The organism is Streptomyces sp. AN091965, from assembly GCF_022698285.1.
Classification (GTDB): domain Bacteria; phylum Actinomycetota; class Actinomycetes; order Streptomycetales; family Streptomycetaceae; genus Streptomyces.
In genome coordinates this window covers 3,875,565-3,895,158 of sequence record NZ_JALDMY010000001.1, presented here as the reverse complement: position 1 = coordinate 3,895,158, position 19,594 = coordinate 3,875,565, and the positions used below count along the sequence as shown (strand labels likewise).

The window sequence follows — 19,594 nt, the reverse complement described above, 5'->3', positions numbered from 1 at the left end:
ATGGTCTAGCCGTAGACGATGCGGCGCAGCTGCCTGAGCGAGAGCTCGGGCGGGGCCACGGCGCGGTAGCGCAGGTCCGCCGCGATCCGCTCGAAGATCACCGTGTTCACCAGGCCCTGACCCTGGAGTTCGCGGTGGCGGCGGCGGACGTACGCCTCGGTCGTCTCGTCGAAGTACGCGAGCACGTCCTGGATCACCCGGAGCGCTTCGCCGCGCTGGAGCTGGGTGGAGCGCGTCAGGTGATCGACAAGGTCTTCGTGCACCCGTTGATCCTGGATTACACAGGGTCCTTGCGCAAGAATCCTGCCCGGAATCGGGCAGGATTCGCTCGATTGCTGACGGAGGAGGGGTGTGCCGCTGCTTCGTCCCCGGGGGCCCGGGGTCCTGGGGTCTTGGGGCCCCGGGGTCACATGCGCTTCAGGACCGCCTGCTTGGCCGCCGTGAACTCCTCGTCCGTGAGGATGCCGCTCCGGTGCAGCTCGCCCAGCTCGCGCAGCCGCCGGAGCAGCGCGTCGTGGTCGTCCTCTGCCGGGGCCGCCGGTGCGGGCGCGAGGGCGGGCGCGGTGGTCGGCGCGAGCTGCTCCGGGGCCGGAGCGGGGGCCGGGGCCGAGGGGCGTGCCGGGTGCGGCAGCCGGGCCTGGACGGCCGCCGCGACGAGCGCCATCAGCGGGTCCTTCTTGAAGCCCCACAGCTCCACCGAGTTCGGGTCGTACTTCGGCGGGGCCTTGGTGGGCGCGTTCCGCACGGTGAAGCGGAGGTAGCCGTTCTCCAGGCCTATCGCGGGCTGCCACTCGACCGCGGCGACATCGGCGAGCGCGATCGTACGGGTGCCCGCCGCGGCCTTGGCCTCCTCCGTCTTCCAGTTCCACTCGAGGCGGACCTGCTCCCCGTCGAAGCTCACGGTGGCGTCACCCGCGGAGACCTGGAGCGGCACGGACGGCCCCGACAGGAGATAGGCGTCACAGCCCGCGGCCGGGACCTGTTCCAGCAGCAGGGCGTTGCGCAGCTCGTCGACCACGTACTCGGCGACGCCGTACCGGTCGGGCTCCACCGCGAGCTGGTACGGGTCGGAGGAGTCGGCGAGCTTGCCCGCGGTCGCCTGGAGCAGCGGGTCCGCACCGGCGCGCAGGCGCAGCCGGAGCCGCCCGCTCTTCTTGCCCTGTTCGAAGGCGACGCCCGCCAAGGCCTGTAGGGGCAGCGTGAGTTCGCCCAGGGTCTTGCGCAGCAGCGAGACGCCCTTGTCGCGCCCCGGCACGAGCCGCAGCGTCACTCCGTCGAAGGTCCAGGTCCCGTCCCGCTGGATGATTTCCGCCATGGGGGGATTCTCGCACCGCGACCCTGGTCAGGTGGTCTACACCTTGACCCGGCCTGGGGTGCGCGGTACGGATGGTGACGGTTCGACCGCATCACATCCGCGTTGCCTGTCGAAGGGACCCGCTGGTGAGAAAGGACCACCGACCGACACGTGTCATCGGCTCTCTGCTCCTCATCGCCGCCGCCGGACTGTCGACCGCGGCGGTCGCGCCGGGCGGCGAACGCCGCCCCGCTGCCGCGCCCACCCCGCTCGGCCGGATCATCCCCGCACCCCTGAAGGCCGAGGCGTACGGGCCCGGTTACGAGATCACCGCCGAGACCCGGATCCGGGTCGGCGACCACCCCGAGGAGCGCCGCGTCGGCGAGTACCTCGCCCGGCTGCTCCGCCCCGCCACCGGCTTCCGGCTCCCCGTCACCGACCGCGCGGGGCGCGACGGCATCCGGCTGCGCATCGGCGCCGGGCACGCAGACCTCGGCAACTTCGGCAACTTCGGCAACTTCGACAACAAGGCCCTCGGCCGTGAGGGCTACCGGCTGATCTCCGAGCGCCGCTCCCTCACCCTCACCTCCTGGTCCGGCGCGGGCCTCTTCCACAGCGTCCAGACGCTGCGCCAGCAGCTGCCCGCCGCCGTCGAGCGGACCTCCCCGCAGCGCGGCCCCTGGCGGATCGCGGGCGGCACCATCGAGGACACCCCGCGCTACGCCTACCGCGGGGCCATGCTGGACGTGTCCCGCCACTTCTTCCCCGTCGGCCAAGTCAAGCGGTTCGTCGACCAGTTGGCCCTCTACAAGATGAACACGCTGCACCTGCACCTGAGCGACGACCAGGGCTGGCGCATCGCCGTCGACTCCTGGCCGCGCCTGGCGGAGTACGGCGGCTCCACCCAGGTCGGCGGCGGCCCCGGCGGCCACTACACCAAGGAGCAGTACCGGGAGATCGTCTCCTACGCGGCCTCGCGGGGCCTCGAAGTGATCCCCGAGATCGACATGCCGAGCCACACCAACGCCGCGCTCGCCTCCTACGCGGAGCTGAACTGCGACGGCGTGGCGCCGCCCCTGTACACGGGCACGGAGGTCGGCTTCAGCTCGCTGTGCGTGCACAAGGACGTCACGTACGACTTCGTGGACGACGTGATCCGCGAGCTCGCCGCGCTCACCCCGGGCCGCTACCTCCACATCGGGGGCGACGAGGCGCACTCCACCAGCCACGAGGACTTCGTGACGTTCATGACCAAGGTGCAGCCGATCGTCGCCAAGTACGGCAAGACCGTGCTCGCCTGGCACCAGCTCACCGAGGCGACGCCCGCGCCGGGCGCCGTCGCGCAGTACTGGGGCTACGACCGCACCGGTCAGGCCGAGCGCGACCGGGTCGTGAACGCGGCGCGGGGCGGCACGGGCCTGGTGCTCTCGCCCGCCGACCGCTCCTACCTCGACCACAAGTACGACAAGGACACCCCGCTCGGTCTGAAGTGGGCCGGATACGTGGACGTGCGGCGGGCCTACGACTGGGATCCGGGCAGCTATCTGCCGGGCGCTCCGGCCGACGCGATCCTCGGCGTCGAGGCGCCGCTGTGGACGGAGACCCTGTCGAGCACCGCGCACCTCGACTACATGGCGTTCCCGCGCCTGCCCGGTATCGCCGAGCTCGGCTGGTCGCCCGCCACCAGCCACGGCTGGGAGCCGTACCGGGCGCGGCTCGCGGAGCAGGCGCCGCGCTGGGACGCCCTGGGCATCGGCTACTTCCGGTCGCCGCAGGTGCCCTGGCCCGGGCACTGATCCACCGGGTACGGGGACGGGGTCGCGGAGGACCGTACTCCGCGACCCCGTCCGGCCTCAGGGGCGTGCCGCCGTCAGGGCGGGGCGGGCGGCCACGGCCCGGCGGACTGCGGCCGCCTCGAACCGCTCGCGGGTGCAGAGGCTGAGCAGGCTGTGCTGCTCCGGCCGCTCGACCTCGTACGCGACCAGGAAGCCCACGGCCTCGTGGAGCTCCTGCGCGGCGTGGTCGGCGACGTCGGCCTCGACGACGACCCGTACCGTCCGGGGGTCGGCGAAGAGGTGCTCCAGGACCGTGGTGAGCGCCGCCTGGCCGAAGGCGGGGGCGCGGTCCGCGTCCGGGGCGACCAGGAAGTGCAGGCCGACGTCGCCGGGTTCGGGCTCGTAGGGGCCGACGGGTTCGGCGTGGCGCGGGTCGTGGCGCTCCACCAGGAACGCGGGCGCGCCGTCGCGCAGACCGACGAACGCGTCGTGGTGCTCCTCGGCCGCGACGTGCATGTACGCACGCTCCACCTCGTGGAGTCGCGCGCCCCACATCGGCCAGAAGACGGACCGGGGGTGCGTCACCCACGGGTGGATGACCTGGGCGTCCGTGAAGGGGTCGAGGGGACGCAGGGTGAGGGTTCCGAAGGGGCTCATACGGCGGACTCCTGGCGCGGCTCGCGGGGGTCAGCTGGCGCGGTCAAGGCTCTCTCCCAGGTACTGCTCGGCGTGGCCCGCGATCAGGTCGAGCACGGCGGTGAGGTTGGCGGCCGTGGTCTCCGGGTCGCGCAGGGCCAGCTTCAGGTACTGGCGCTCGCCCGCCCTGGTGCCCGCGACCACGGCCGCGCCGGAGGCGTAGAGGGCCTTGCGGGCGTACAGGTTGGCGCGGTCGATGTCGGCGGGGGAGCAGATCGCGGCCGGGATGTAGCGGAAGACGAGGGTGGTGAGGTCGGGCTCGGCGACGACGTCGAAGCGCGGGTCGGCCGCGATGAGGTCGAAGCCGCGGGCGGCTGCCCCGCAGATCTCGTCGAAGAGGTCGCCGACGGCGTCCGCGCCCATGACGCGCAGCGTGAGCCAGAGTTTCAGGGCGTCGAAGCGGCGGGTGCCGCGCAGGGGTGTCCCGGCCCGGCCGGGGGCGCGTTCCCACGCGGCGCGGCGCGGGTCGAGGTGGTCCGTGAGGTCCGCCGCGTGCCGCAGCGTCGCCGCGTCGCGGACGAGGAGCGCGGAGCAGTCGGCGGGCTGGAAGAAGGACGCGTGGAAGTCGACCGTCACGGAGTCGGCGCGCTCGATGCCGTCGAGGAGGTGGCGCCGGGTGCGCGAGAGCAGGGGCCCGCCGCCGTGCGCGGCGTCCACGTGCAGCCAGGTGCCGTGGTGCGCGCACACCTCGGCGAGTTGCGGCAGCGGGTCGACGGAGCCGAAGTCCGCGGTGCCCGCCGTCGCGACGACGGCCATCGGGGCCAGGCCCTCGCGCGCGCAGCGCTCCAGTTCGCGGACGAGCGCCACGGTCTGCAGGCGCCCGACCCGGTCGGTGGGGACGGCGACGACGGCGTCAGGGCCGAGGCCGAGGAGGTGCGCCGCTCTGCCGACGCCGGGGCGGGCCGCAGCGGACGTGAACACTCGCAGGGCGCGCGGGTCGTCGGCTCCGGCCTCCTCGCGGGCGAGCAGCAGCGCCTGGAGACCGGCCTGGTCGCTGCCGGAGGTGAACACGCCGTCGGCGGCGGGGCCGAGCCCGGCGCGCTCGGCCGTCCAGTCGACGAGGCGCTGCTCGATGAGGGCGGCGCCCGCGGGCCGGTCCCGGCTGTCGGGCGAGGAGTTCACGGCGGACAGCACGGCCTCGCCGAGGACGGCCGGGATGACGACCGGGCCGTCGTGGCCCGCGAGGTGGTGGGGGTGGTGGAAGGAGACCGCGTCGCGCAGGTACAGCGCGTCGAGCTCGTCGAGGGCGGCCACGGTGTCGCGCAGCGGGGCGTCGAGGTCGACGGCGGCGACGCGGGGGGACGGGTCGTCGGCCTGGTCACCGGTGAACGGCCGGGAGGCGGCGGCGACTTCGGCGGCCACCCGCTCGACTCCCTCGGTCAGGCAGGCGCGGTACCGCTCGGCGGTCGTGGCGTTGAGCAGGTGCGAGCGCATGAACGGTCCTCCAGGTGAGGGGACTGGGGTCGCGCCCCGGGGCAGGGCACAGCGGGGAGGAGTCCGGGGCGCGACGTTGAACTAAGGTTAGCCTAACCTAAGTTCAAATCAAGGGGGCGGGAGGGGTCCAGGAGGCGGCCGGTACGCAGAAGCCGCCCTCTCCGCGAGGGCGGAGGGGCGGCTCTGGGTGGGGGTGGCGCCTGGCCCGGGTGCGGGGCCCGGTCCCGGGCGTCGGGTCAGGAGACCTTCTTGGCCTTCTCGATCGCCTCGGCGAGGTCCTCCAGGATCGGCGCGCACTTGGCGTAGGAGAAGATCGGCTCCGTCACGCGCGGGATGACCTGCCCGGCCTTCACCGCGGGCAGCTTGCCCCAGGTGGGCTTCTGGTCCGCGAGGCCCTCCGGCTGGAGGGCGGAGGTGCGGTTGTCCATCATGATGACGTCGGCCTTGTACGTGTCGACGTTCTCCCAGGACAGGTTCTCGAACCAGCCGCCGCTCGCCTTGAGGGCCTGCGCCGGCGGCTCGACGATGTTCACGCCGAGGGCCTTGAAGTACTCCAGGTCGGCGGAGAGGTTCGTGCCGGAGACGTAGAAGACGTCCGCGCTCGCGGAGCCCACCAGGACCTTGATCTCCGGCCGGGACTTCGCGGCCTTGCGCAGCCGCTCCGCCGCCGCCTCGAACCGCTTCTTCGCCTTGACGACCTTGTCGGCCTTCACGTCCGCGCCGAGCGACTCGGCGAGGGCGAGCAGCCGCTCCAGGGGCTTGGTCATCTGGCGGTCGTACACCGAGACGCCGACGCTCGGGGCGAGCTTGAGGATCTTGTCCTTGGACGCCTCGGGGACGTACCAGAGCGTTCCCTTGTCGTCGAACATGGTCGAGATCAGGACATCCGGCTGGAGTCCCACGTACTTCTCGATGTTGAACTGGTCCCACGCGTTGCCGAGGATCGTCAGCTTGCTGATGTCCATGTCGCCGGCCTGGACGTCCGCCTTGCCGTCCTTGGTCCTGGTGGGGCCGAAGACACCCTTCACCTCGATGCCGTAGTCGAACAGCGCGGCGGCGACGCCGGTGAACGCGACGATGTTCTTCGGCGTGGAGTCCTTCTTGGCCGTCTCGCCGCGGTCGTCCTTGAACGACCAGGGCCCGCCGTCCTCCCCGGTGCCGCCGCCCTTGCTCTTGTCGGCCTTCTCGTCCCCGCACGCGGCGAGGGCGGCGGTGAGGCCGAGGGCACCGCCCGCGGCGAGGACGCCGCGGCGGCTGAGGTGGGGGAGACGGGACATGGGGGTCTCTGCTTTCGTAGGGAACCCCCTGATGGGGTCCTGGCCGGAAATCGTGCTTAGGTTAACCTAACCTTCCCTGTCGCCCGGCAGCGACCCCCGGCCCGGCCGTTCATGGGCCGCCGGGCATGACGAACCCCGCCCGCGGACCCCGGAGAAGGGGGGACGGGCGGGGCTGCGGGACGGGGTCAGGACGTGAGGCCCAGTTCTCGGGCGATCAGCATGCGCTGGACCTCGCTCGTGCCCTCGCCGATTTCGAGGATCTTGGAGTCCCGCCACATGCGGGCCACGGGGTACTCGTTCATGAAGCCGTAGCCGCCGTGGATCTGGGTGGCCTCGCGGGCGTTGTCGACGGCGATCGTCGAGGAGTACAGCTTGGCGAGGGCCGCCTCCTTCTTGAAGGGCTCCCCGGCGACGAGCCGGGACGCCGCGTCGCGCCAGGCGAGGCGGGAGGTGTGGGCCTTCATCTCCATGTCGGCGATCTTGAACTGGATGGCCTGGTTGGAGCCGATCGGCCGCCCGAAGGTGTGCCGCTCCTTGGCGTACTTCACGGACTGGTCCACACAGCCCTGCGCGAGCCCCGTCGCGAGCGCGGCGATGGCGACGCGGCCCTCGTCGAGGATGCGCAGGAACTGGGCGTAGCCGCGGCCCAGCTCACCGAGGAGGTTGGCGCGCGGCACGCGCACGTCCGCGAAGGACAGCTCCCGGGTGTCCGACGCGTTCCAGCCGACCTTGGAGTACGGCGCCGCCACCGTGAAGCCCGGGGTGCCGGACGGCACGATGATGGAGGAGATCAGCGGCTTGCCCGTGTCGGTGCGGCCGGTGACGGCCGTGACCGTGACCAGGCCGGTGATGTCGGTGCCGGAGTTGGTGATGAAGCACTTCGTGCCGTTGATGACCCATTCCCCGGTGGCCTCGTCCAGGCGCGCCGTCGTCCGGGTGCCGCCCGCGTCCGAGCCCGCGCCGGGCTCGGTGAGCCCGAACGCCCCGAGCAGCTCGCCCGAGCACAGCCGCGGCAGCCAGGTGCGCTTCTGCTCGTCGGTGCCGAAGAGGTGCAGCGGCATCGCGCCCAGCGAGACGCCCGCCTCCAGGGTGATCGCGACGGAGGAGTCGACCCGCGCCAGCTCCTCCAGGGCGATGCCGAGCGCCAGGTAGTCGCCGCCCATGCCGCCGTACTCCTCCGGGAACGGCAGGCCGAACAGGCCCATGCGGCCCATCTCGCGCACGATCTCGTACGGGAACTCGTGCCGCTCGTAGTAGTCGCCGATCTTCGGGGCGACCACGTCGTTCGCGAACGCCTCGACGGTGCGCCGGAGTTCCTCGTGCTCTGCGGAGAGGTGGTGGTCCATGGAGATCACGGCTCCTTGTGGGAGAGGGCACGCACGGTGCGGGACGGGCTCGGTCGGCCCAACTGGGTGGCCATCCACACGCTGGTGTCGGTGAGGCGGCCGAGGTCGACCCCGGTCTCGATGCCGAGGCCGTGCAGCATCCACACGAGGTCTTCGGTGGCGAGGTTGCCGGTGGCGCTCTTGGCGTAGGGGCAGCCGCCGAGGCCGCCCGCGGAGGCGTCGACGGTGCTCACGCCGTGCTGGAGCGCGGCGAGGGTGTTGGCCAGGGCCTGGCCGTAGGTGTCGTGGAAGTGCACGCCGACGCGGTCCGTCGGCACGCCCTGTTCGTTGAGCGCGGCGAGCAGCGCCAGGACGTGGCCCGGTGTGGCCACGCCGATGGTGTCGCCGAGGCTCAGCTCGTCACAGCCCATGTCCATGAGCGCCTTGCAGACGCGGACGACCTGGGAGACGGGGACCGGGCCCTCCCAGGGGTCGCCGAAGCACATCGAGAGGTAGCCGCGCACGTGGACGCGGTCGTGCGCGGCCTGCGCGGCCTTGGCGCGGGCCACCACCGGCTCGAACATCGCCAGGGCCTCGTCCACCGTGCGGTTCAGATTGGCCTTGGCGAAGGACTCGGTGGCGCTGGCGAACACGGCCACGCGGCGGGCGCCGAGCGCGAGCGCGCGGTCCAGGCCGCGGTCGTTGGGGACCAGGACCGGCAGGTGCACGCCCTCGATGTCGCCGAGCAGCGGGAAGAGCCGCTCGGCGTCCGCCAGTTGGGGCACCCACTTGGGGTGCACGAAGCTCGTCGCCTCGACGGTGGTCAGGCCCGCGTCGGCCAGGCGGTGCACGAACTCCGCCTTGACCTCGGTGGGGACCGTCGCCTTCTCGTTCTGCAGGCCGTCGCGGGCGCCGACCTCGTGGATGCGGACCCGGGCCGGCAGGCCCTGGGCGGGGACGGCCATGGGCAGGCCGGGGGCGGTCATGACGCCTCCCCGGCGCTCTCGTCGGGGACCACCACGGCCAGGACCTGGTCCATGGCGACCGTGCTGCCAGGGGTGACGTCGAGCTCGGTGACGGTGCCCGCGTGCGGCGCGGAGATGACGTGCTCCATCTTCATCGCCTCCACGACGAGCAGGCTCTGGCCCGCCGCCACGTGGTCGCCGGGGGCGACCTTGACGACGGTGACGGTGCCGGGCATCGGGGCGGTCAGCGCGTCCGCCCCCGCGTGGGCCGAGCCGGTCAGCGCGGCCTCCACCGGGTCGTGGTCCCGGACCTCCCAGGCGTCGCCGTCCCGGCCGAGCCACGTTCCGGCGCGGTGGTAGCGGTGGGGCCCCGCCGCGGGCTCGCCGAGGTCGCCGAGGTCCACCTCGGTGCCGCCGTCGGCCGTGCGGCGGGTGCGGACGACCACCGGGTCGTGCCCGGGCACCCGCAGGTGGTGCGCCGTCCACGCGGGCTCGCCTCCGAGGCGCCAGCCGCTGGGCACCGAGAAGGGGTCCACCCACCCGGTGGCGGCGGGGACGCCGGCCCGCGCGAGCGCCGCGGCCTCGTACACCCCGGCCGGGACGTCGGCGTCCACCAGGCCCTCGGCCTCGCGCTCGACCAGGCCGGTGTCGAGCTCGCCCGCCACCACCGCCGGGTGGGCGAGGAGGCGGCGCAGGAAGCCGGTGTTGGTCGGCACGCCCAGGATGACGGTGTCCGCGAGGGCCGCGCGCAGCTTGCGCAGGGCCGTCGCCCGGTCGGGTCCGTACGCGATCACCTTCGACAGCATCGGGTCGTACAGGCTGCCGACCTCCGTGCCCTCGCTGAGGCCGGAGTCGGTGCGCACGCCGTCGCCGGAGGGCTCGCGAAGGAGCACGACCGTGCCGCCGGACGGCAGGAAGCCGCGGGACGGGTCCTCGGCGCAGATGCGGGCCTCCACGGCGTGCCCGGTCAGGCGTACGCCGTCCTGGCCGAAGGGCAGCGGCTCGCCCGCCGCGACCCGCAGCTGCCACTCCACCAGGTCGAGTCCCGTGATCAGCTCGGTGACCGGGTGCTCCACCTGGAGGCGGGTGTTCATCTCCATGAAGTAGTAGGAGGACGGGTCGCTGCCGGGGACGATGAACTCGACCGTGCCGGCGCCGACGTACCCGCAGGAGCGCGCGGCCTCGACGGCGGCGGCGCCCATCGCGGCGCGCGTCTCCTCGTCGAGCAGGACGCTGGGCGCCTCCTCGATGATCTTCTGGTGGCGGCGCTGGAGGGAGCACTCGCGCTCGCCGAGGTGGATGACGTTGCCGTGGGCGTCGGCGAGGACCTGGATCTCGATGTGCCGGGGGCGGTCGACCCAGCGCTCCACGAGCAGGGTGTCGTCGCCGAAGGAGGCGCGCGCCTCGCGCCGGGCGGCGGCGATCTCCTCGCCGAGCAGCGCGGCGTCGCGGACCAGGCGCATGCCCTTGCCGCCGCCGCCTGCGGACGGCTTGAGCAGGACCGGGGTGCCGATCTCCCGCGCGGCGGCGGTGAGCTGGGCGTCGGTGAGGCCGCTGCCCGAGGAGCCGGGCACCACGGGGACACCGGCCGCGCGCACGGTCTCCTTGGCGCGGATCTTGTCGCCCATCAGGTCGATCGCGGCGGCGGGCGGCCCGATGAAGACGAGCCCGGCGTCCGCGCAGGCCTGCGCGAAGGCGGCGTTCTCCGCGAGGAAGCCGTAGCCGGGGTGGACCGCCTGGGCGCCGGACGCGGCGGCGGCCGCGAGGAGGCGATCCACCGAGAGGTAGCTCTCGCTCGCGGGCGCGGGGCCGAGGCGCACGGCCGTGTCGGCCTCGCGCACGTGCCGGGCGTCGGCGTCCGCGTCGGAGTGGACGGCCACCGAGCGGACGCCGAGGGAGCGCAGCGTGCGGATGACGCGGACGGCGATCTCGCCCCGGTTGGCCACGAGGACTGTCTCGAACATGCTCATTCCGTGTCTGCCCCTCACATCCGGAAGACGCCGAAGCCGCGTTCGCCCAGGGGCGCACCGGCACACGCGGTCAGGGCCAGGCCGAGCACCTGGCGGGTCTCCAGCGGGTCGATGACGCCGTCGTCCCACAGGCGTGCCGTGGCGTAATAGGCGCTGCCCTGCTGTTCGTACTGCGCGCGGACGGGGGCCTTGAAGGCCTCCTCGTCCTCCTGCGACCACGGCTCGCCGCGCGCTTCGAGCTGGTCGCGCTTGACGGTGGCGAGCACCGACGCGGCCTGCTCGCCGCCCATCACGGAGATCTTGGCGTTCGGCCACATCCACAGGAAGCGGGGCGAGTAGGCCCGGCCGCACATGGAGTAGTTGCCCGCTCCGTACGAACCGCCGACCACGACGGTCAGCTTGGGCACGCGGGCGCAGGCCACGGCGGTGACCATCTTGGCGCCGTGCTTGGCGATGCCGCCCGCCTCGTAGTCCTTGCCGACCATGAAGCCGGAGATGTTCTGGAGGAACACCAGCGGGATGCCGCGCTGGTCGCACAGCTCGATGAAGTGGGCGCCCTTCTGGGCGGACTCGGAGAACAGGATGCCGTTGTTGGCGACGATGCCCACCGGGTGGCCGTGGAGGTGCGCGAAGCCGGTGACGAGCGTCTGGCCGTACTCCGCCTTGAACTCGGCGAAGCGGGAGCCGTCGACCACGCGCGCGATGACCTCGCGCACGTCGTACGGGGTGCGGGAGTCCACCGGCACCGCGCCGTACAGACCGAGGGGGTCGACCTTCGGCTCCTCGACGGGCCGCACCTCCCAGGGCAGCTGTCCGCGCGCGGGCAGCGTGGAGACGATCGTGCGCACGATGCGCAGCGCGTGCGGGTCGTCCTCCGCGAGGTGGTCGGTGACGCCCGAGACGCGGGAGTGGACCTCGCCGCCGCCGAGCTCCTCGGCCGTGACGACCTCACCGGTGGCGGCCTTCACCAGGGGCGGGCCGCCCAGGAAGATCGTGCCCTGGTCGCGGACGATGACGGCCTCGTCGCTCATCGCCGGGACGTACGCCCCGCCGGCGGTGCAGGAGCCGAGGACCGCCGCGATCTGCGGGATGCCGGCGCCGGACATCCGGGCCTGGTTGTAGAAGATCCGCCCGAAGTGCTCGCGGTCGGGGAACACCTCGTCCTGCATGGGCAGGAAGGCGCCGCCGGAGTCCACCAGGTACAGACACGGCAGGCGGTTCTCCAGGGCGATCTCCTGGGCCCGCAGGTGCTTCTTGACCGTCATCGGGTAGTACGTGCCGCCCTTGACGGTGGCGTCGTTGGCGACGATCACGCAGTCGCGGCCGCTGACCCGGCCGATGCCCGCGATGACGCCGGCCGCGGGGGCGTCGCCGCCGTACATCCCGTCCGCGGCGAGCGGGGCCAGCTCCAGGAAGGGCGAGCCCGCGTCGAGCAGCGCGTCGACGCGCTCGCGCGGCAGCAGCTTGCCGCGCGCCACGTGCCGCTGCCGGGCGCGCTCGCCGCCGCCGAGCCGGGCGGCGGCGAGCTTGCCGCGCAGCTCGGCCACCAGCGCGGCGTGCGCCGACTCGTTCGCCCGCCAGGCGTCCGACGCGGGGTCCGCCGCGCTCGTGAGGACCGGTGCCTGTTGCATCCGCTGTGCTCCCCGGGTTAGTGAGCGTTAACGTCAGGGCTTCAGGTTAACGACCGCTAACGGCCCTGTCTAGAATCGTTTCCATGGCCACCAGGACCGACGCCCCCACCCGCCGCGAGCAGATCCTCAAGGAGGCCGCCCGGCTCTTCGCCGAGCGCGGGTTCCACGGAGTCGGCGTGGACGAGATAGGAGCCGCCGTCGGCATCAGCGGCCCCGGTCTGTACCGCCACTTCCCGGGCAAGGACGCGATGCTCGCCGAGCTGCTCGTCGGCATCAGCGAGCGGCTGCTCACCGGGGGTAAGCGCCGCTCCGCGGAGGCCGCGGGCTCGCCCGGCGCCGCCCTGGACTCGCTCATCGAGGGCCACATCGACTTCGCCCTGGACGACCGCCCGCTCATCACTCTCCACGACCGCGAGCTGGACCGCCTCCGGGACAGCGACCGCAAGATGGTGCGCCAGCTCCAGCGGCAGTACGTGGAGCTGTGGGTGGCCACGGTCCGCGAGGTGTACCCGGGGCTCGCCGAGGTGGAGGCGCGCGCGTCCGTGCACGCGGTCTTCGGCCTGCTGAACTCGACCCCGCACCTGGGCCGCCCGGGCGCCCTGCCGGGCCGCGAGGAAACGGCGGCGCTGCTGCACAGACTGGCCAGAGGGGCACTGGCGGCGGCGAACGCGCGCCCGTCCGGCGCGTGAGGGCACGATCAAGCCCGTCGAGGGGGCACCTCCCTGCTCCTTAAGAGCTTGGGGGAGCTTGAGGACGAGAAAGGCCGAAGGCCGCGAGGGCCCGCGCCCCCGCCGGTTACGGCTTTCGCTCTGGACGGTCACGGAAACCCACGGGTAACCTCGACCTGAGCAAGCGCTTAGCCAGCGGCGCTTGGCCGGATCCGTGACCCAGGGAGCTCAGTCGTGCGGCGTACCGTCTTCAACGAGGACCACGAGGCATTCCGGGAGACCGTCCGGGCCTTCATCGAGGCCGAGGTCGTGCCCGTGTACGACGAGTGGTACGCGGCGGGCCAGGCGCCCCGCGACTTCTACTACAAGCTCGCCGAGCTCGGTGTCTTCGGCATCCGCGTCGAGGAGGAGTTCGGCGGCGCGGGCATCGACTCGCACAAGTTCGAGGCCGTCATGTACGAGGAGACGGCCCGCGCGGGCGTCTCCTTCGGCGGCTCCGGCGTGCACGTGCTGCTGGGCCTGCCGTACATCCAGATGCTCGCCACCGACGAGCAGAAGAAGCGCTTCCTGCCCAAGTTCGTCTCCGGCGAGGAGATGTGGGCGCTCGCCATGACCGAGCCGGGCACCGGCTCCGACGTCGCGGGCATGAAGACCACGGCCAAGCTCTCCGCGGACGGCACGACCTACGTGCTCAACGGCGCCAAGACCTTCATCACCGGCGGCGTGCACGCCGACCGCGTCATCGTCTGCGCCCGCACCGCGGCCCCGCGCGAGGACGACCGCCGCTTCGGCATCTCCCTCTTCGCGGTGGACACCAAGGCCGCGGGCTACTCCGTCGGCCGCAAGCTCGACAAGCTCGGCCTGAAGGTCTCCGACACCGCCGAGCTGGCGTTCGTCGACGTCGAGGTGCCCGTCGAGGACCTGCTCGGCGAGGAGAACAAGGGCTTCGCCTACCTCGGCCACAACCTGGCGTCCGAGCGCTGGGGCATCGCCTTCGGCGCCTACGCGCAGGCCAAGGCCGCCGTCCGGTTCGCCAAGGAGTACGTGCAGGAGCGCACGGTCTTCGGCAAGTCCGTCGCCTCCTTCCAGAACACCAAGTTCGAACTGGCCGCCTGCCAGGCCGAGGTGGACGCCGCCGAGGCCGTCGCCGACCGCGCCCTCGAAGCCCTGGACGCGGGCGAGCTGACCCCGGCCGAGGCCGCGTCCGCGAAGCTCTTCTGCACCGAGGTCGCGCACCGCGTCATCGACCGCTGCCTCCAGCTGCACGGCGGCTACGGCTTCATGAACGAGTACCCGATCGCCCGTCTGTACGCCGACAACCGCGTCAACCGCATCTACGGCGGCACCAGCGAGGTCATGAAGATGATCATCGCGAAGTCGATGGGTCTGTAAGTCCGCGCATGAGCCGGGAACTTCAGGACCTCCTCGACCTGCTCGACCTGGAGCGGGTCGAGGAGGACATCTTCCGGGGCACGAGCCGCTCCGCCCTGGTGCCGCGCGTCTTCGGCGGGCAGGTCGCGGCCCAGGCGCTTGTCGCGGCGGGCCGTACGGTGCCCGACAACCGGCCCGCCCACTCGCTCCACGCCTACTTCCTGCGCCCCGGCGACCCCGGCGTGCCGATCGTCTACACCGTCGACCGCATCCGCGACGGGCGCTCCTTCACCACCCGCCGCGTCGTCGCCGTGCAGCACGGCCAGCCGATCTTCCATCTGTCGGCGTCGTTCCAGGCGTACGAGGAAGGGCTCGAACACCAGGTGGGGATGCCCGCGGCGCCCGACCCGGAGACGCTGCCCACGGCCGCGGAGGCGCTGCCGCTGCACCTGCCGCCGGACGTCGCCCGGCGGCTGATCGAGGCGCGCGCCGCCGTCGACCTGCGGTACGCGGACCTGCCGCCGTGGGGCACGGTGGGACGGCCCAGAAAGCCGCGCTCCCAGGTCTGGTTCCGCACCAACGGCAAGCTCGAAGGGGAGCACGCGGGGTCGCTGCTCCACCTGTGCCTGGCCACCTACGTGTCCGACATGACGCTGCTCGACTCGGTGCTGCTCGCGCACGGGCGCGGCGGCTGGGCCGTCGGGGACGTCGTGGGCGCGTCCCTGGACCACGCGATGTGGTTCCACCGGCCCTTCCGGGCGGACGAGTGGCTCCTGTACGACCAGGAGTCCCCGTCGGCGGGCGGCGGCCGGGGCCTCGGCCAGGGCCGCATCTGGACCCGGGACGGCAAGCTCGCCGTCACCGTCATCCAGGAGGGCGTCGTCCGGGTCCCGAGGTCCTAGCGGGCCCCGCTCAGGCCTGCGGCAGGCCCGCCGCGTCGAGCAGGTAGGCCGTCATCGGGTCGTAGTGGCGGGGGCTCGTCACGTGGTCGTCCAGGGGGACCGTCACCTGGAGCGTGCCCTCGGCCTCCCCGATGAACAGGGCCGGGTCGTTGCAGTCCGCGTAGCCGACGGCGTCGATGCCGCGCTGGCCCGCGCGGCCCGCCCAGCCGTGGTCGGCGACGACCAGGTCCGGCAGCGGGCGCTCGGCGCGCAGGAGGCCGTCGAGGACCGCGTTCATCGGCTCCGGCGAGTGCGTGTGCCACAGCGTCGCGCCGCGCTCCAGGACCGCCACGTCCGCGAACTGGAAGAGGAAGCCCTCGTCCGCCGTCAGGCCGTCCGGGATGACGACGATCTCGCAGCCCGCGGCGCGCAGCGCTGCCGCCGTCGCCCGGTGCACGTCGAGCAGGCCGCCGGGGTGGCCGGTCGCGAACAGGACGCGCTCCTTGGCGCTCGCGGCCTTGCGCAGCCGCCCCGCCATCCGCTCCAGGGCGTCGACCGTCAGCTCCGGGTCGATGGTGTCCTGGCCCTGGCGGTGCAGCGGGTCGTCGATCACGCCGCAGCGCTCGGCCATCACCGCGAGCACGTCCTGCTCGTCGCTCCAGCGGTCGTCGAGCTCCAGGCCGAGCCAGTAGTGACGGTCGCCGTTCGCGAGCTTGCGGTAGTGGTCGAGGTTGTTCTCGCGGGGCGTGGCGACGTCCCCGGCGATCCGGGTGCGGACGAGGTGGTCGACGAGCGCGGCACGGCTGGGTATCGGCATGGGTCCATTGTGCCGTCGGCCCTGCGGGGCGGGCGGGGTGCGGGCCGTCTGTCGGGTGCGGCTCCGTCGTGGTTGCTCGCGCCCACGCGGCGGAGCCGCAGAGTGATACAGCCCCGCGCCCCTTCGGGGCGCTGCCCGTTCCGGTCGTCGCTCAGCCAGGGCGGTTCAGCGCGAACCACAGTTCCATGCGTACGTCCGGGTCGTCCAGGTCGGCGTCCAGGAGGGCGGCGCAGCGGGTGACGCGCTGGCGCACGGTGTTGCGGTGCACGGACAGGGCACCGGCCGTGCGGTCCCAACTGCCGTGCAGGGAGAGCCAGGTGCGCAGCGTCTCGGTGAGGGCCGCGCTGCCGCCGAGCGGAGCGAGCAACACGCGCGCGTGGGCGTCGGCCTCGGCGGGCGCGACCAGGGCGGACAGGCCCGTCTCCTGATGCCGCACCAGCGGGACACGGGTGGCCTCGGCCCGGCGCACGGCCCGCGCGGCCTGCGCCTCGGCGGCGGCGAGGGCCTCGGGGGCGGCGGGTGCGGACACCCCGAGGGTCCAGCCGCCCTGCGCGGTGACCTCGCGGTCGGCGGGCAGCAGCAGCGTGGTGGCCTCGGGCCCGGAGTCCACGAGGGTGCTGCCGAGCGCCGTGGCCAGGGACGCGGGGGTGGGCGGCGGCGCGCCGGAGCCGCGCTGCACGCGCGCGTGGACCACGGTCCAGCGGTCGGCGCCGAGCAGGGGCGCCACCTCGTCCGGGCCCGCGCCGAGCAGCAGCCGGACGAGGGCCGCGGAGCGCGCGGACTCGGTGGCGCCCTGGTGGGGCGCGGTGAGCAGGGCGAGCAGGACGGCGGCGACCTGGGCGACGGTGTGGTCGCCCGGCTCGCGGCGCGGCGTCGCGACGCCGAGGGCCAGGCCCTGCGGCCCGGCGAGCGCGTACGCGGCGAGGTGCGTGGCGTCGACGGTGTCCGTGCCGGAGGCGGGGGCAGGGCGGGGTTCGGCCGGGTGCAGCACGACCCCGGCGAGCCGGTCGAGGGCGGCGAGGGCCGCCGCGCCGGGCGGGGTGCCCGCGCTCTGGGCGGGCGTTCCGTCGGCGGTGTGCAAGGCCGCGTACCCGTCGAGGCGCGTCGCCAGCTGCCGCAGCAGCGCGGGCACCGGGTCGGGCCGTGCGGCGGCCGCGGCCAGGCCTTGCTGGGCCTGGGCGACGCGGCGCAGCTCGGTGTGCCTGGCCTCGGCCATCAGCTGCCACACGGCCCGCGCGACCCCGCTGAACGTCGTCTGCGGCGGCACTTCGAGCAGCGGGAGGCCGTGGCGGTCGCACGCCTCCACCAGCGCGCGCGGCACGGTGTCGTGCACGGGGGCGACGCCGAAGCCGAGGGCCGCGCCGCCCGCCGCCACGATGCGGGACACGTATGTGTCCAGGGGCGCGCCCTCGGCCGCCGCGTCCGGCACGTGCACCCCGGCCGTCAGAAGCAGCTCGCCGCCCAGGAGGTACGGGTAGGGGTCGGCCATCTCCGAGGTGTGCACCCAGTGGATGTCGGCGGCCGCCGCGTCCGGGCCCGCGATCTGCCGCAGGCCGAGGCCTTCGCGCGCGAGCAGGGAGGCCAGCGGGACGGGCGGGGTGGGCGGGGCGGAGGGCGGCGGGGCCGAGGGTGGCGGGGTGGACTCCGTCATGGTGGATGATCCCTCCATCCGGACCGGGAAAAGTAGAGGAAACGTACACTTCAGCGATGCTTTCCGGCCACCTAGGGTCGTGTCGACCGTCACACCGAGGTCGTCCCCCTCAGGCGCGTGAAGGAGAGGTACCCATGGCTGTCGACTATGCGGTGATCGTCGTCTATCTCGCGGGGATGCTGGCCATGGGCTGGTGGGGCATGCGCCGCGCCAAGTCCAAGAGCGAATTCCTGGTCGCGGGCCGCCGTCTGGGGCCGTGGATGTACTCCGGCACGATGGCCGCGATCGTCCTCGGCGGCGCCTCCACCATCGGCGGCGTCGGCCTCGGCTACACGCACGGCCTGTCCGGCGCCTGGATGGTCTTCACCATCGGCCTGGGCCTGCTCGCCCTCTCCGTCTTCTTCTCCGCCCGCATCGCCCGGCTGAAGGTCTACACCGTCTCCGAGATGCTCGACCTGCGCTACGGCGGTCGCGCGGGCGTCCTGTCCGGCGTGGTCATGTGGGGCTACACGCTGATGCTCGCGGTGACCTCGACCATCGCGTACGCCACGATCTTCGACGTCCTGTTCGACGTGAACCGCACGCTCGCCATCGTCATCGGCGGCTCCATCGTCGTCGCGTACTCCACGCTCGGCGGCATGTGGTCGATCACGCTCACGGACATGGTGCAGTTCGTCGTCAAGACGATCGGCGTGCTGCTCCTGCTGCTGCCCATCGCGGTCGTCAAGGCGGGCGGCTTCGGCGAGATGAAGGCGAAGCTGCCGGACGAGTACTTCGAGCCGTTCGGCGTCGGCGGCGAGACGATCTTCACCTACGTACTGATCTACACCTTCGGCATGCTCATCGGGCAGGACATCTGGCAGCGGGTGTTCACCGCGCGCAGCGACAAGGTCGCCCGCTGGGGCGGCACGGTCGCCGGTACGTACTGCCTCGTCTACGCGCTCGCGGGCGCCGTCATCGGCACCGCCGCGAAGGTCATGTACCCGAAGCTGCCCAGCGCCGACGCCGCCTTCGCCACCATCGTCAAGGACGAACTGCCCATGGGCGTGCGGGGCCTCGTGCTCGCCGCCGCGCTCGCCGCCGTGATGTCCACCTCGTCCGGCGCGCTCATCGCCTGCGCGACCGTGGCCAACAACGACATCTGGTCGCGGCTGCGGGGCGCGTCCGCGCAGGGGGACCCGCACGACGAGGTGAAGGGCAACCGCGCCTTCATCCTCGTCATGGGCATCGGCGTCATCGGCGTCTCCATCGCCCTCAACGACGTCGTCCAGGCGCTGACCGTCGCGTACAACCTGCTCGTCGGGGGGCTGCTCGTGCCGATCCTCGGCGGGCTGCTGTGGCGGCGGGGGACCGGGGCGGGCGCGCTCGCCGCGGTCGTCTCGGGCGGGCTGTCGGTCATCGGCCTGATGTGGCACTACGGCATCCTCGCGAACGAGCCCATCTACTACGGGCTGCTGACCTCGCTCGTGGTGTACGTGGCCGTCTCGCTGGCCACCCGCCCCACCGACGCGGGGACGCTCGCGGCTTGGCGTGACCGGGTCGCCGGGCGCGGGGCCGAGGCGGAGGCACCCGTGCCTGCCTGATTCCTTCCCCGACCCCGCCCCTTCCCGAGACTGGGGGCTCCGCCCCCAGACCCCCGCTCCTCAAACGCCGGAGGGGCTGCCACACAGCCGCAAGCGGCACCATTCAGCCCGTCCGGCGTTTGAGGACGAGGCGCGGAGCGCCGACAAACGGGGGTCCAAGGGGGCGGAGCCCCCTTGTTCGGGAAGGGGCGGGTCTGGGGCACACCCGTGAGGGTTCACACTGTTTACGCACATTCGTTACACCAGGAGACACCGA

Annotated in this window: 16 protein-coding genes; 5 read left to right on the top strand and 11 right to left on the bottom strand. The window is 73.0% G+C overall.

Features of this window, described 5'->3' with window-relative positions:
- Positions 1-5: 5 nt before the first annotated feature.
- Both MQV74_RS16210 and MQV74_RS16205 read right to left on the bottom strand, forming a co-directional pair.
- Positions 6-263 carry a hypothetical protein gene (locus tag MQV74_RS16210; RefSeq protein ID WP_242718329.1) on the bottom strand — a complete coding sequence of 86 codons (258 nt, stop codon included), beginning with the start codon at positions 261-263 and terminating at the stop codon, positions 6-8.
- 143 nt (positions 264-406) lie between these two features.
- Entirely contained in the window at positions 407-1,315 is a 909-nt protein-coding gene (locus tag MQV74_RS16205) for a DUF4429 domain-containing protein (RefSeq protein WP_242718327.1), read from the bottom strand.
- A gap of 125 nt (positions 1,316-1,440) precedes the next feature.
- Between MQV74_RS16205 and MQV74_RS16200 the strand changes: the two genes are divergently transcribed.
- Positions 1,441-3,090, top strand: a complete 1,650-nt coding sequence (locus MQV74_RS16200) for a beta-N-acetylhexosaminidase (RefSeq protein ID WP_242718325.1) — start codon at positions 1,441-1,443, stop codon at positions 3,088-3,090.
- Positions 3,091-3,147: 57 nt separating this feature from the next.
- Here the strand turns inward: MQV74_RS16200 and MQV74_RS16195 are convergent, their stop codons facing one another.
- The 7 genes from MQV74_RS16195 to MQV74_RS16165 all read right to left on the bottom strand — a co-directional run bounded on the left by MQV74_RS16195 (position 3,148) and on the right by MQV74_RS16165 (position 12,367).
- On the bottom strand, positions 3,148-3,726 hold the full coding sequence (locus tag MQV74_RS16195; protein WP_242718323.1) for a GNAT family N-acetyltransferase: 579 nt from the start codon (positions 3,724-3,726) through the stop codon (positions 3,148-3,150).
- Positions 3,727-3,756: 30 nt separating this feature from the next.
- A complete protein-coding gene (locus MQV74_RS16190; protein ID WP_242718321.1) occupies positions 3,757-5,199 on the bottom strand; it encodes a pyridoxal phosphate-dependent decarboxylase family protein in 1,443 nt (480 codons plus the stop codon).
- 236 nt (positions 5,200-5,435) lie between these two features.
- Positions 5,436-6,476 (bottom strand): ABC transporter substrate-binding protein, encoded by a 1,041-nt coding sequence (locus MQV74_RS16185; protein WP_242718319.1) that lies wholly within the window; start codon positions 6,474-6,476, stop codon positions 5,436-5,438.
- A gap of 185 nt (positions 6,477-6,661) precedes the next feature.
- The gene (locus MQV74_RS16180) at positions 6,662-7,822 is read right to left on the bottom strand and encodes an acyl-CoA dehydrogenase family protein (RefSeq protein ID WP_242718317.1); all 1,161 of its coding nucleotides are present in this window, start codon (positions 7,820-7,822) and stop codon (positions 6,662-6,664) included.
- Between the two features lie 5 nt (positions 7,823-7,827).
- Positions 7,828-8,787 carry a hydroxymethylglutaryl-CoA lyase gene (locus tag MQV74_RS16175; RefSeq protein WP_242718315.1) on the bottom strand — a complete coding sequence of 320 codons (960 nt, stop codon included), beginning with the start codon at positions 8,785-8,787 and terminating at the stop codon, positions 7,828-7,830.
- Positions 8,784-10,730 carry an acetyl/propionyl/methylcrotonyl-CoA carboxylase subunit alpha gene (locus MQV74_RS16170; RefSeq protein ID WP_242718313.1) on the bottom strand — a complete coding sequence of 649 codons (1,947 nt, stop codon included), beginning with the start codon at positions 10,728-10,730 and terminating at the stop codon, positions 8,784-8,786. Before MQV74_RS16170 ends, MQV74_RS16175 begins: the two co-directional genes overlap by 4 nt.
- 20 nt (positions 10,731-10,750) lie before the next feature.
- The gene (locus tag MQV74_RS16165) at positions 10,751-12,367 is read right to left on the bottom strand and encodes a carboxyl transferase domain-containing protein (protein ID WP_242718311.1); all 1,617 of its coding nucleotides are present in this window, start codon (positions 12,365-12,367) and stop codon (positions 10,751-10,753) included.
- Between the two features lie 83 nt (positions 12,368-12,450).
- On the opposite strand from MQV74_RS16165, the gene MQV74_RS16160 reads away from it, so the two are divergent.
- The 3 genes from MQV74_RS16160 (at position 12,451) to MQV74_RS16150 (ending at position 15,308) form a co-directional block, all read left to right on the top strand.
- Positions 12,451-13,056: an SACE_7040 family transcriptional regulator gene (locus MQV74_RS16160; RefSeq protein WP_242718308.1), complete on the top strand. Its 606-nt coding sequence runs from the start codon at positions 12,451-12,453 to the stop codon at positions 13,054-13,056.
- A gap of 213 nt (positions 13,057-13,269) precedes the next feature.
- Positions 13,270-14,427, top strand: coding sequence for an acyl-CoA dehydrogenase family protein (locus MQV74_RS16155; protein ID WP_242718306.1), 1,158 nt, complete (start codon positions 13,270-13,272; stop codon positions 14,425-14,427).
- An 8-nt stretch (positions 14,428-14,435) separates the two neighbouring features.
- Positions 14,436-15,308, top strand: coding sequence for an acyl-CoA thioesterase (locus MQV74_RS16150; protein WP_242718304.1), 873 nt, complete (start codon positions 14,436-14,438; stop codon positions 15,306-15,308).
- Between the two features lie 10 nt (positions 15,309-15,318).
- On the opposite strand, the gene MQV74_RS16145 is transcribed toward MQV74_RS16150, so the two are convergent.
- Complete coding sequence (locus MQV74_RS16145) at positions 15,319-16,104, bottom strand: phosphatase (protein ID WP_242718302.1); 786 nt, start codon at positions 16,102-16,104, stop codon at positions 15,319-15,321.
- 151 nt (positions 16,105-16,255) lie between these two features.
- Entirely contained in the window at positions 16,256-17,755 is a 1,500-nt protein-coding gene (locus MQV74_RS16140) for a PucR family transcriptional regulator (protein WP_308402274.1), read from the bottom strand.
- A gap of 134 nt (positions 17,756-17,889) precedes the next feature.
- Here MQV74_RS16140 and MQV74_RS16135 point away from each other — a divergent pair, with 134 nt between their 5' ends.
- Positions 17,890-19,338 (top strand): sodium:solute symporter, encoded by a 1,449-nt coding sequence (locus tag MQV74_RS16135; RefSeq protein WP_242718298.1) that lies wholly within the window; start codon positions 17,890-17,892, stop codon positions 19,336-19,338.
- The last annotated feature ends 256 nt before the right edge of the window (positions 19,339-19,594 follow it).

Bases quoted from the DNA above. Each gene is read 5' to 3' on its own strand.
- MQV74_RS16150 (WP_242718304.1), top strand. From the start codon at position 14,436: ATGAGCCGGGAACTTCAGGACCTCCTCGACCTGCTCGACCTGGAGCGG.
- MQV74_RS16185 (WP_242718319.1), bottom strand. From the start codon at position 6,476: ATGTCCCGTCTCCCCCACCTCAGCCGCCGCGGCGTCCTCGCCGCGGGC.
- MQV74_RS16175 (WP_242718315.1), bottom strand. From the start codon at position 8,787: ATGACCGCCCCCGGCCTGCCCATGGCCGTCCCCGCCCAGGGCCTGCCG.
- MQV74_RS16190 (WP_242718321.1), bottom strand. From the start codon at position 5,199: ATGCGCTCGCACCTGCTCAACGCCACGACCGCCGAGCGGTACCGCGCC.
- MQV74_RS16170 (WP_242718313.1), bottom strand. From the start codon at position 10,730: ATGTTCGAGACAGTCCTCGTGGCCAACCGGGGCGAGATCGCCGTCCGC.
- MQV74_RS16165 (WP_242718311.1), bottom strand. From the start codon at position 12,367: ATGCAACAGGCACCGGTCCTCACGAGCGCGGCGGACCCCGCGTCGGAC.
- MQV74_RS16195 (WP_242718323.1), bottom strand. From the start codon at position 3,726: ATGAGCCCCTTCGGAACCCTCACCCTGCGTCCCCTCGACCCCTTCACG.
- MQV74_RS16205 (WP_242718327.1), bottom strand. From the start codon at position 1,315: ATGGCGGAAATCATCCAGCGGGACGGGACCTGGACCTTCGACGGAGTG.
- MQV74_RS16145 (WP_242718302.1), bottom strand. From the start codon at position 16,104: ATGCCGATACCCAGCCGTGCCGCGCTCGTCGACCACCTCGTCCGCACC.
- MQV74_RS16140 (WP_308402274.1), bottom strand. From the start codon at position 17,755: ATGACGGAGTCCACCCCGCCACCCTCGGCCCCGCCGCCCTCCGCCCCG.
- MQV74_RS16160 (WP_242718308.1), top strand. From the start codon at position 12,451: ATGGCCACCAGGACCGACGCCCCCACCCGCCGCGAGCAGATCCTCAAG.
- MQV74_RS16180 (WP_242718317.1), bottom strand. From the start codon at position 7,822: ATGGACCACCACCTCTCCGCAGAGCACGAGGAACTCCGGCGCACCGTC.
- MQV74_RS16135 (WP_242718298.1), top strand. From the start codon at position 17,890: ATGGCTGTCGACTATGCGGTGATCGTCGTCTATCTCGCGGGGATGCTG.